Origin of the sequence: Herbaspirillum lusitanum P6-12 (assembly GCF_000256565.1) — a bacterium.
GTDB lineage: Bacteria > Pseudomonadota > Gammaproteobacteria > Burkholderiales > Burkholderiaceae_D > Herbaspirillum > Herbaspirillum lusitanum.
This window is the reverse complement of record NZ_AJHH01000099.1, coordinates 1-11253: the sequence shown is the minus strand read 5'-3', so window position 1 is coordinate 11253 and position 11253 is coordinate 1. Positions and strand designations below refer to the sequence as shown.

Here is an 11253-nt window from a genome sequence, read left to right as displayed (position 1 = left end):
TCTCGGCAAAGACCCCGACGGCACTTTGGAGCAAGCGTATTCGCGTTTTCTCTCTACGCTCGATTCCAACTCTCGTGCGATGGTTTCCAATCATGTTCTCTGTTGAATTTTCCATAGAGCGGAAGCGTACCTGAAATTCTCCGGCGGTAACTCGCATGTCGCGCATTTTCTCCGAAAATTTTTCAGAAATAAATATCCAAAGCACCACCTATTTCAAATTGACATAAGTGTCATTATTACGTAATCTTCAAATTGACATATGTGTCAATTTGAATTGGAGACGTAAATGAAATTGCTTCGTTATGGCCCGCTTGGGCAAGAAAAAGTAGGCGCCCTGGATAAAAGTGGACAAGTCCGCGATTTGTCACTGTTGATTTCCGAGCTGACACCCGAGTGGTTGGCGCCGCAGCGGTTGGCGGCATTGGCGGCTATTGATTTGGAGAAAATGCCGCTTGTCATTGACCAGCCGAGATTTGGCATTCCATTTTCGGGAGGCCGGCAGTTCATTGCAATCGGTCTCAACTACAGGAAACATGCGGAAGAATCCGGTCTGCCCATTCCCGCTGAGCCGGTGGTGTTTACGAAGGCATTGACATCGATGAGCGGCGCTAATGACGACATCGTCATGCCGGAGGGTTCAGAAGAACTCGACTGGGAAGTGGAACTCGGTTTCGTTATCGGTACGCTGGCTCGCAAAGTCACGCGCGAGAAGGCATTGGAGCACGTAGCAGGATATGTGCTTGCAAACGACATCTCTGAGCGGCACTGGCAGATCAAGCGCAATGGTCAATGGGGAAAAGGCAAGAGCTTCGATTCCTTCGGACCTATCGGTCCTTGGTTGACGACAGCCGATGAGATTCCTGACCCGCAAATCCTCAGTATGGAATTGAGCGTCAATGGCGTGGTGAAGCAAAGCAGCAATACCGCTGACATGATTTTTCCGGTGGCGGAAATTGTTTCATACCTGAGTCAGTTCATGACGCTATTGCCGGGAGACGTTGTTATCACCGGTACTCCAGCGGGTGTCGGTCTTGGAATGAAGCCGGCCCAGTTTCTTAAAAAGGGAGATGTGGTTTCACTTCGCATCGACCAGCTTGGAAGCCAGACCCAATTGGTTGTCTGAAAAAAGCAGCCTCTTCACAAGTCTGCAAAAGCAGCAACAGGTATTCAAGAAGGACAAGGAGCGAGACATGACTATAAATGCATCGGTTTCTGCACTGGCAGAGACGGCGTGCGCACGTCGGCCGGACGTTCTCGGCGTGCACTCCATCAATGAATTCGTCTTTAGTGTTCCGGATTTGCAACTCGCGCAGAGTTTCTATGGAGATTTCGGCCTGGATGTGCGGCGTGAGGAAAACTATCTGGCTCTATATAGCTACGGGCATCCCCATCGTTGGGCCAGGATATTCCAGGGGGATGAGAAGCGGCTCCTATGGATCAGTTGGGGCATATATGAGGACGACCAGCGCGCTTTCGTCGAGCAGTTGGGAAAGAAGAATATCCCGATAGTTGAAAACCCTCCCGGTGCGCCCGCGGAGGGGATCTGGTTCCAGGGGCCGGATGGCGTTGCTCAGCAACTCATGGTCAGCGAGAAATGCACGCCGGACAGGAAATCTCCACGCGTCTTCGCTCCGGAAGCAAGCGACCACGGGCGCGCCCCGCGCCGTAGTGAAACCCGCCAGGTCCGGCCAAATCGCTTGTCGCATATTCTGACGTTTACCGCCGATGTGGATGCTGCTGCCCGCTTCTACATCGACGTGCTTGGACTGAGGCTCTCCGATCGTTCCGGTTCCATCATCGCTTTCATGCATGGGGCCCACGGAAGCGATCATCACCTGATTGCATTGGCCGGAGGTGGTGGTCCGGGTCTGCATCACAGCAGCTGGGACGTCACTTCATTTGATGACGTTGGTCTGGGCAGCCAGCAGATGGCAGTCGCCGGCTATGAACGCGGCTGGGGGCTGGGACGCCATGTACTGGGTTCCAATTACTTCCGCTATGTGCGAGATCCCTGGGGAAGCTATTGCGAATATTCCTTTGATATCGACCATATCGCTGCCGATTCGGATTGGCCGGCCGGCGACTATCCCGCGGAAGATGCGCTTTATGTCTGGGGGGAAGTGCCGCCGGACGACTTTACTAAAAACTATGAACTCAAACCAGTATGAAGTTCGGTACTGAAGAGCAAAACGGAGGCAGTGAATGAATATGAAAGACGAAGTAATCTATGACGTCATCCAGGTCGGCTACGGACCTGTCAGCGAAATTCTGGCAATCATGCTGGCGCGACAAGGGCATTCCGTAGCAGTGTTCGAGCGTTGGACGGAGCGATTTCCTCTTCCGCGCGCAGTATGTATCGATCATGAAATCTATCGTGTCCTCAGCGCAATCGGCTTGCGTGACGAATTGCCTGAGGTCAGCCATCCTGCACCGCTCTATAAATGGTTTAACGCAGAATGGAAGGAATTGCTTTCAATTGATTGGGCTGCAGAGTCTATTTCCGGTGGGCCGGAGGTTCATTTCGTTCATCAACCCACGATGGAGGCCATGTTCGACAAAGCGGTTCGTCAATACGAGAACATTGACGTCAATCTGGGTTCGGAGGTCATGGAGATCAGTCAGACCGACGAGTACGCGGAAGTGGTGGTAAAAAATGTGGAAACCGGCGCAACGCGGATTGTGCGCGGACGTTATTTGATTGGGGCAGATGGCGCCAACAGCAAGGTGAGAGCTGTCATCGGCTCGCAACAAGAGGATCGCGGTTTTGAGGCGGACTGGTTGGTAATCGATTTAATGCCCAATGACGGCGTCACTCTCGACGTGCCGGCAGCCGCCCAATATTGCAATCCTGCACGCCCTACAACTATCGTCCCTGCCGGTGTGCGCGATGGTAAATATTATCGTCGATGGGAATTCATGCGCATGCCGGGAGAGGCCCGGGAGCAGCTTGAAAGTGAGGAGATGGCCTGGAAGCTCCTGGAGCCGTGGGTAAAACCTGATCAGGCGGTCATTGTCCGTCATAAGGTTTACACCTTCCGCTCGCTGATCGCAAAAAACTGGCGCAACAAACGCCTGTTGATTGCGGGGGACGCGGCGCACGTTATGCCGCCGTTCATGGGGCAAGGCATGTGTGCGGGCTTGCGTGACGATTGGAATTTGGCCTGGAAGTTGCATTTGGTCTTGTCCGGTCAGGCGGATGAGGGATTGCTTGACACGTACGAGACTGAACGCCGTCCCCATGCCAGCGACATCGTCGATTTGTCGATGTATCTCGGCAAGGTGATTTGCGTGCCCGATCCGGAAGCTGCTGCTCGCCGCGATAAATCATTCTTTGACAAGACGGTAACACCACCACCGCCGTTTCCATCGTTGATAGCCGGCTTGCTTGATAAAGATATTTCTGGCGCCATTCGTCCCGGCGCAGGACTTCTTGGTCCGCATGGAACGGTACGGCACCTGGGTGTGGTCGGACGCTATGACGATCTTCTTGGCCAGGCCTTTGCGCTCGTCGTCCGTGATGCGGAACTGTTTTCCGCAATATCAAAGAATGATCTGGAGAAGCTCCATTCCCTTGGGGGCGTCGCGGTCCATCTTTCGAAGGAAGACGACAGCGTCGGACATGCCATCGTGGATCTGGACGGCAAGTTCAGTTCATTCATGGATTCCCAAAGCATGAAAGCAATGTTGGTCCGACCAGATTTCTATGTCTACGGCAGCGCACTGACATCAACGGACGTCAGCGGACTGATCGGGCGGTTGGATAATGATCTCAAGGGCTACGGCTACAGTAAAGGAAATGAGCGGTAATGGAGGAAGTTTGAGAAATTGGGGGCGTTACACGTGATGTGTAACACGTGATGTGTAACGCCCCCAATTTTTTTATACTCGATGATGCATTCGCTGGCTGCTCACGCGACAAAAATCACTCATCTTTTTGCTTGGTCAGCGTCAGTTCTATTTCCTGCGATCCGGTTTTGAGCAGGCTGATCAGCCGGGGTATCAGGCGCGCGTCAATATCATCAGTAACCACGTAACTGATGCTCCCTGTGGCCTGGCGTTCTTCGTTGAGTACCGGCACACTAATTCCAATGCGTCCGGCGTCAAGCTCACCATGCGTAACATCGTGTCCCATTTTCCGTAATGACGACATTTTGCTTTTGAAGGCGTCCCACGATTCTCCCAGGCCGGCTTGAGATATCGCCGGAGTATTGTCCGCATAGAGAGATTTCAGTTTTCGAGCAGGCAAGCCGGCGAGGATGACCTTTGAGGTCGCCCCCCGAAACAACGGCATCGGTCGGCCCCGGTCATAGCTGACTTCCGGGGGCGAGGAGTCGCCGACTACTTGATGGATGCAGAGGACCTTGTCGCTGAAAGAGCGACAAAGCAGAACGACCGAACCTTTGGGCGCGTAGGCGACCAGGTCGTTCATGATCGGACGTGCCGCGGTCAACAACGGATCGGTCAATTGAATTTGGCGATCCAATTGGATAATTGCCGGACCCAGAACATAGCGGCCTGTTGTGACAGCCGCAATCAAGCCGATTTCCTCCAATGCAAGTAGATAGCGATAGGCCGTGCTAATGGAAACTTGCAGCTTTGAACTTACCTGTTCAGCGGTCCAGGAGGGCTGTTCCAGTGTGAACAGCCGTAGCAAGCTCAACGATCGATCGGTTGCTCCCATTTAAATAAAATCCTTGCTCTACTTTCAAAATAGTCGAATTCGACACCACTCAGCTGCGAATCCAGGCACGCCCCCAAGAATTGAGCGTGTATTCTCCGTGAGGCCAAACGCCGGGCAGAGTCTGAGGTTCCACCAATTGTAGCTCGGCAGAAAACTCAAGCCGGTTGCCATCCGGATCGGTCACCATGAAAAACAGATTGTTACCGGGGCCATGGCGACCGGGACCGAAGAAAATGGGAATGCGTTGTTTCGCAAATTTATCCCCCCAGTCACGAATGTCATTCCACTCATTTGTTTCGTAGCAATGGTGATCCCATTCATTTCTGGAGCCACGGAAAAATGCCATCGAATGGTGTTCATCGTCTGAGCGCATAAAGACGACCATAATCGTACCATCTTCGTCGACAACCTCGTCCGAGATCGTAAAGCCGATTCTCTCGGTATAGAACCTGACAACCTGTTCCAGCTCGGTCGTTTGAAATACGGTATGTTGAAGGCGAGCGGGAGCCGGGTCGGTACTGCGAAGATGTCTCGGAACTCCGAAAGAAACCCGACGGCCTTGCGGATCGAAAACTTCAAATGCGCCTGGTTGATAGAGGGGATTTTCTGCATCCAGCGGAGAGAGTCCCTCCGCAGAAATTTTCCTGCGCAATGCCGATACGTCGTCACTGTTGCGCATTGCAAAGCCCGCACAGGAAAGGCTTGCCGGCGAGCCTTTGCTGATGATGACCGACCGTGCCCCCCCGAGCAGTACATGTCGGTCTTCCGTTTTGTCAATTTGTTCAAGATTGAATTGTGTCCGATAGAACGTCGCGAGCGCCGCAGGATTTTCACTGCTGATGTGGAGGTGATGCAAAAATGCAGGCGTCGATGTCTGGAGGCGGTCAATCATAATGTCACCCTTTCTTGTACCGTGGAATAGGCCGTCCGTTCATTCCATTCGACGGTTACGCCACTATCCAATGTTGCTGAAAAATCGTCGGCAAAAATTTCTTCCGTGGAAGACGTGAAAAGTCCGGCGACGTAGCGATCCGGGCGTAGAAAAGCGATGTGATCCTTGTTCTTTTCAAAGAATGTACGCAGGCGATCATTCTTGTCGATCACGATGACAGAGTCCGTTTTTTCTGATGCCTGGGCATCCGATCCAGAGGGCAAAATGGCAATGCGGATTGCATTCGTCGTACGCCAAAGCGGATGTTTTAACGTAGGAACGCTACCGTAGCTGATCAGGGCAAACCTGTGGCCGATCACATCGTCCAGCAGCGTTTCCCGACCGTCGGTCAACAGTACGGTCGGTTGAGAGAACATGTGGCCTCGCATGCCGGATGTCAGGTCCGGGCCCAGCAAACCATTGGCATATTGCGGCTTGGGCTTGAATTTCATTTGAAGGAAATAGTCCCGGACCGGCGGGACATAGGCACTCAGAGTAAAGAAAGTCTGTGCAATCCATGCATGCAAGCGTGTTTTCGGAGCCATCACGAAACCCAGGTTGAGCGCCAGTTTGATCAGAGACCATGCATGTGGGCGGCGCTCTGTTTCATACGAATCAAGCGCCAAATTCGTCAGAATCCCATTGTGCAAGGCAACCAGCTTCCAGCCTAGATTGTGGGCGTCCCGAATACCGCTATTGAGACCTTGTCCTGCATACGGAGGAGTCAGATGTGCAGCGTCGCCGGCAAGAAAAACCCTGTTTTCTCGCCATTTGTCTGCCATGCGGGCGTGAAACGTATAGACAACTTTGCGGACAATATCTGTGGGACGACCGTTGCGGAAAGGACGAAGCAGTTCGGTAACACGCTCTGGTGTCATTGCATGCTCTGCATCTTCGTGCGGATGAATGAGTATCTCGTAGCGTCGGGTATGGTGAGGCCCTGGCACATCGACCACGGGACGCTTTGCATCGCAGTAAACCCTGGTCTGCCAAAAAGTGTCGTCATCATTTTCGGTATCGATCACGAGCCATCGAGACTTGAAGGTTGAGCCGGACATCGGGACGTTTAGCAGCTCGCGTACCGTGCTCCGCCCTCCATCGGTTCCTACGAGGTAATCTGCGTGGATGCATGCAGTACTGCCGTCAGCCTTGATCACGGTGGCGATGACGCCGTCTTCGTGTTGCACGAAGCTTTGCAAGGTATGGCCAAAATGAGTCGTGACGGAAGGGAATCGATCCAGGCCTTCACGCAAGGTCGCTTCGAAGAGCGGTTGCCGGAACGCATTGCGACGAGGATATCCATATTCGCTGGCAGTGGGTTCGACCTTGGCAAAACATCGTCCCCCCGGCTTGGTCAGATAGTGAACGCCATAACCTGTCACAACATTCTTGAGGACGTCTTTTACCAGGTCAATCGCCTGCATGGTGCGCAAGGACTCGTCGTCGATGGATACCGCCCGGGGTTCTCCGACTGTACTTTCCTTGCGATCAATTACGACAGTCCTTACTCCTCCTTGGCCGAGAATATTGGCAAGCGTCAGCCCTGTTGGTCCGGCGCCGATGACGAGCACTGCGGTCTTGATTGTCTCAATGTTCATGTTGACTGTCTTTTCTGCCGCATACCTCAATGGCCATTTGCAAAAGAGGTATGCCGACTAGGAATACGATTTTCAGTTTGCTGTCTTTTCGTCAGAAATAGTGTTTCGAAGAATTCCGATGCGAGAGATTTCCACCTCAACCACATCACCTTCTTTCATCCAAAGCGGAGGTTCTCTGAAGGCGCCTACACCACCGGTCGTGCCCGTAATGATCACGTCGCCCGGATTCAACTCCGTGAAGGTGGAGCAGTATTCAATGAGGGCAGGAATGGAGAAAATAAGGTCGTCGGTTTTTGCCTCCTGGACGACTTGTCCGTTCAATCTGGTTGTCAATTGAAGTTGTGAGGGGTCGCCGACTTCGTCTGCGGTGACAAGCCAGGGGCCAAAGCCGCCTGTTTTCGGGAAATTTTTACCTGGGATGAACTGGATGGTGTGCTTCTGCCAGTCACGGATGCTGCCGTCGTTATAGCAGGCGTAGCCGGCCACATGCTCGACTGCATCGGCAGCTTTTACGTGCCGCGCTTTTTTCCCGATTACAACTGCCAGCTCACCCTCAAAATCAAATTTATCTGACGCAAAGGGACGGATCATTGCTTGCTCATGGCCGATTTGCGAATCCGCAAAACGAGTGAAGAACATCGGGTACTTGGGTATTTCTCTTCCGGTTTCTTTAACGTGAGAGAGGTAGTTGATGCCCACGCACAGAATTTTTCCCGGATCAGATACAACGGGAAGAAACGTAATTTCAGAGAACGGGACGATGTGCTTTTCTCCTTCAGAAAACCGTTGCAGCTCGATCAGTTTTCCGTTGGCAAGTACGTCTTTCAGGGAACTGCCAATTTCCTTCGCGATTGACGACGCGTCGATAACCCCTGCGTCGACCACGACGCCATAACTGGCTTGACCTTGATGGAGATAGCTGGCGATTTTCATATTGATCCTCTACTGAGAGTTGGTTGTATTCTCAAATGATAGAGATTTTTTCAAATTAGTAAACATAATTATTTAATTATCATGTGTGCCAAGCGAAGAAAACTGTTGGCGCAGGGTGCTTATTCGCAAGGTGGCGGGGGAGTTTTTGCGAATGGCAGCCTCGGCACGTGATGGAGACATTTGGTTCGGACCAGGCATCACTAATATCGACGACTATTTTTTACTACGGAGTAATTCAACATGACTGCAACTCTTTCAGTCGATTCACTCGGCGCCATCTCGGTTGTATCCGAACAAATCGGCATCGACCCTCAGGTTGTTGAGGATCTTGTCGTCGCCAATCGGATTTTGTTCAACCAGGGAGTGGTTGACGCGTTTGGCCATGTGAGCGTCAGACATCCGGGGCGGGGTGATCGCTTTCTTCTTTCTCGAAACATGGCGCCAGGCTTGGTCTGTGCCGAGGATCTGCTTGAATTTGACATGAACGCGGTGGCCGTTCAAAGCGATCCGCCGCGACAGTTTCTGGAGCGCTTTATCCATAGCGAGATCTATAAAGCCCGTCCGGAAGTAATGGCGGTCGTCCACAGTCATTCACCAACAGTTGTTCCCTTTACGGTCTCGAAATCTACCCCCCTGCGCGCGGTCTGCCACATGTGCGGATTCATTGGAACTCAGGTTCCTTTATTTGAAATTTCGGACGAGTTCGGCGATGGGACCGATCTGTTGATCCGCTCGGCAGCCATGGGCGCCTCGTTGGCGCGCTCACTCGGGCAGTCGGACCTGGTCATGATGCGTGGACATGGATCGACTGTAGTCGCACGGGGGATTCGAGAGGCTGTGTATCGTGCGGTCTACACGGAGGTCAATGCGTCGACTCAACTCCGGGCCGTGCAGTTGGGAGAGCCGCATTATCTTTCCGACGCAGAGGCAAAGACGGCGGCCAAGGTCATGGATAGCGAAACCCAGCGACCATGGGGGCTTTGGAAGGCTAAAGCGTTAGGTCTGTAGAGGGAGGGCCGTCAGGGGATATGTGTGGTTTTCCACTGACGGCGGAGTGTTTCAACGTATTACGTGCGCTGACGGTCTGGCCGTCCGTTTACTTTATCCGCAATGCTTGCGTTGATCGGCTCAGAGATGCCTTAAACGCCGTATCCCTGAGTTTTTACGTCGGGTGTGATATGTCAGGCCACGCAAAATCCGGGGACGGCAACTTTTTGAAAAAGATGAGGTTGTGCGTGGACCGAAGATGGATAGGCGGAGAGCTTGGATCTGAATTCGGGATGATTGAACGCGGCCCTGAAGTTTGCAGTAGATTCCCAGATCGCGTAGTTCAGGTAGGTCGGACTGTCGCCGATTGCCCTGTGAAGTTGGGTTGAAATAAATCCAGGCTGTCGCTTCATGACTGCTGCATCACTAGCCCAGGCCTGCAAAAATATTTCTTCGTCGGATTTGTCGAGCGTGAATACATTGACCAGTACGACGGGACCGCATTCGATGGAAATCTGGCGTTCGATCGGAAAAGACGGATCAAGAGGCGACATTTGTGGCATGACAAACTCCTATTTGAAAAGTGGGAAGCAGAAGGTGGCGAATTTCCATGCTCTAGCTATTGTTCTTGGGTGAACCGGCATAAAAATTCGATAACGCGGACAACACTTGAATCGTCGCATCCAGGTCGGAGCTGGTGAATTCACCGGACAGTTTTTGCACATGCTGCTTCCAGCTATCGTCAATGGCTGAAAAGCTATGCTGGCCTTGCTTGGTCAGCGCATATAGGGGGGAGCGTTTATTTCCGGGATTCGGAAGCGCCAGAATCAAACCTTCATCAATGAGCAGATTGATCTGCTTTTGAATGCCTTGTCGGGTAATGCCCATCGATGTGCCAATTTGAGGGGCGCTGAGCGGCTCCGAAGACAGGGCAATGGCGCCGAGTACTTGCCAGCGAGCACTGGTGAGTCCCAGTGGTTGGCAAAAATCGTTGCCCCATTCGATCAAAAGACCGTTCAAACGGAAGATGGTCAACGCAACGGCGGTTAGCTTGTCTGCTTTGTTTGTATTCATTGTTCTCTCGTATATTGACAACCAGTTTCCATTATTGGTAGCCGGTTGTCAATTAATGCGAGATTTTTTTATCATTCAGAACAAGGATGCGTTGTCCTCCCTCGGAAATGGTTCTTGCTGAATCAATCTTGTCCGACCGGTCATTTCGATTGTCGAGTTACAGCCACGGTTCACCCGGCTGACGCTGACTGACTTCATCCGTCCACACCTTGAAGCTGCTCAGCGTATTGGGCCCGAAGGTATTGTTGAGCGCCACGTCGGCGGCATCGCGGCCGCGGGCCTTGGTCCAGCCCGAAGGGTTCACTCCACACTTGTGTCATTGCTTAGTGCTGCAGCTACAGCGGGTGGTATTCGGCGTGATGTTGATGCGTATGACTTGCTACGCGCGATTGGTTACTTGTCTGTTGCATCCGGCGACGAAGGAAACGCGCATACGCATCGGATGTTAAACCTGCTCACTGATGGATTGCGATATTCACGGTCGTGAATCGTTTGAAGAAATCACGAAAGCGATGTTGTCCCTATTGTGGTGATCTGGTGCAGCGAGCAGTTCCGCGCTGCCACCGCTAAAGCGATGGCAGCAGCCGCCGATTGCGGCCATCCGGTTTCGAACAGAAAATAGATGGGCTTTAATTCAAGCATTCTCTTTTTATCGTTTGAGCGAACGGACAATGGCTTCAATCTAGCGGTATTTAGCAGCGGCATCTCGCATCTTCTTTTGATGCGCCGCGTAGTCGTTATTTGACCGTGCCTCAGACGCATTGTGGCAGTTAATCCCTTCTGTAGTTTCCATCCAAGCTAAACGTTGAGTCGGGGACATTACACTTAGCTCATTCTTCTCGAGCTTATTGCACTGACTTATAACTGAATCGGCTTCGCTGAGATGCGTTCCGTAATATTCCAATGATTTCGCCGCACCGACTGATCCTTTTTCACAGGCGACTAGACTAAGTGTGCTTGCCATCATCAATATTTGAATTTTTCTCACTGAATGCATTTCAGTATTTTCCTAGGTGTTCCTTTGCTCGCAGCATTGACCAGCATTGACC

The 11253-nt window shown here is 52.3% G+C and carries 12 protein-coding genes; 5 read left to right on the top strand and 7 right to left on the bottom strand.

The features are described 5' to 3' along the window. The first annotated feature begins 286 nt into the window (after positions 1 to 286). Genes HLUSI_RS0103500 through mhpA form a run of 3 tightly spaced genes read left to right on the top strand, consistent with a single transcriptional unit; the run spans position 287 to position 3807 of the window. Positions 287 to 1123, top strand: coding sequence for a fumarylacetoacetate hydrolase family protein (locus HLUSI_RS0103500; RefSeq protein WP_016832651.1), 837 nt, complete (start codon positions 287 to 289; stop codon positions 1121 to 1123). Next, complete coding sequence (locus HLUSI_RS0103495; RefSeq protein WP_238533910.1) at positions 1095 to 2168, top strand: VOC family protein; 1074 nt, start codon at positions 1095 to 1097, stop codon at positions 2166 to 2168. Before HLUSI_RS0103500 ends, HLUSI_RS0103495 begins: the two co-directional genes overlap by 29 nt. A 34-nt stretch (positions 2169 to 2202) precedes the next feature. Beyond that, positions 2203 to 3807: a bifunctional 3-(3-hydroxy-phenyl)propionate/3-hydroxycinnamic acid hydroxylase MhpA gene (gene mhpA / locus HLUSI_RS0103490; RefSeq protein WP_016832649.1), complete on the top strand. Its 1605-nt coding sequence runs from the start codon at positions 2203 to 2205 to the stop codon at positions 3805 to 3807. Positions 3808 to 3922: 115 nt separating this feature from the next. Here mhpA and HLUSI_RS0103485 read toward each other — a convergent pair whose 3' ends face one another. The 4 genes from HLUSI_RS0103485 to HLUSI_RS0103470 all read right to left on the bottom strand — a co-directional run bounded on the left by HLUSI_RS0103485 (position 3923) and on the right by HLUSI_RS0103470 (position 8143). Then, a complete protein-coding gene (locus HLUSI_RS0103485; protein WP_016832648.1) occupies positions 3923 to 4681 on the bottom strand; it encodes an IclR family transcriptional regulator in 759 nt (252 codons plus the stop codon). Between the two features lie 49 nt (positions 4682 to 4730). Beyond that, on the bottom strand, positions 4731 to 5573 hold the full coding sequence (locus tag HLUSI_RS0103480) for a VOC family protein (protein ID WP_016832647.1): 843 nt from the start codon (positions 5571 to 5573) through the stop codon (positions 4731 to 4733). Then, on the bottom strand, positions 5570 to 7210 hold the full coding sequence (locus HLUSI_RS0103475; RefSeq protein WP_040503116.1) for a bifunctional 3-(3-hydroxy-phenyl)propionate/3-hydroxycinnamic acid hydroxylase: 1641 nt from the start codon (positions 7208 to 7210) through the stop codon (positions 5570 to 5572). Before HLUSI_RS0103475 ends, HLUSI_RS0103480 begins: the two co-directional genes overlap by 4 nt. Positions 7211 to 7282: 72 nt before the next feature. Then, on the bottom strand, positions 7283 to 8143 hold the full coding sequence (locus HLUSI_RS0103470; protein WP_016832645.1) for a fumarylacetoacetate hydrolase family protein: 861 nt from the start codon (positions 8141 to 8143) through the stop codon (positions 7283 to 7285). 240 nt (positions 8144 to 8383) lie between these two features. Here HLUSI_RS0103470 and HLUSI_RS0103465 point away from each other — a divergent pair, with 240 nt between their 5' ends. After that, complete coding sequence (locus tag HLUSI_RS0103465; protein ID WP_083830818.1) at positions 8384 to 9151, top strand: class II aldolase/adducin family protein; 768 nt, start codon at positions 8384 to 8386, stop codon at positions 9149 to 9151. 173 nt (positions 9152 to 9324) lie between these two features. On the opposite strand, the gene HLUSI_RS0103460 is transcribed toward HLUSI_RS0103465, so the two are convergent. The 3 genes from HLUSI_RS0103460 to HLUSI_RS32350 all read right to left on the bottom strand — a co-directional run bounded on the left by HLUSI_RS0103460 (position 9325) and on the right by HLUSI_RS32350 (position 10508). Then, a complete protein-coding gene (locus HLUSI_RS0103460; RefSeq protein WP_016832642.1) occupies positions 9325 to 9693 on the bottom strand; it encodes an antibiotic biosynthesis monooxygenase family protein in 369 nt (122 codons plus the stop codon). 52 nt (positions 9694 to 9745) lie between these two features. Continuing rightward, positions 9746 to 10204 carry a MarR family winged helix-turn-helix transcriptional regulator gene (locus HLUSI_RS0103455; protein ID WP_016832641.1) on the bottom strand — a complete coding sequence of 153 codons (459 nt, stop codon included), beginning with the start codon at positions 10202 to 10204 and terminating at the stop codon, positions 9746 to 9748. A 157-nt stretch (positions 10205 to 10361) separates the two neighbouring features. Further along, positions 10362 to 10508 (bottom strand): hypothetical protein, encoded by a 147-nt coding sequence (locus HLUSI_RS32350; RefSeq protein WP_016832640.1) that lies wholly within the window; start codon positions 10506 to 10508, stop codon positions 10362 to 10364. Between the two features lie 9 nt (positions 10509 to 10517). On the opposite strand from HLUSI_RS32350, the gene HLUSI_RS34885 reads away from it, so the two are divergent. Beyond that, positions 10518 to 10691 carry an SbtR family transcriptional regulator gene (locus HLUSI_RS34885; RefSeq protein WP_414086289.1) on the top strand — a complete coding sequence of 58 codons (174 nt, stop codon included), beginning with the start codon at positions 10518 to 10520 and terminating at the stop codon, positions 10689 to 10691. Positions 10692 to 11253: the final 562 nt, after the last annotated feature.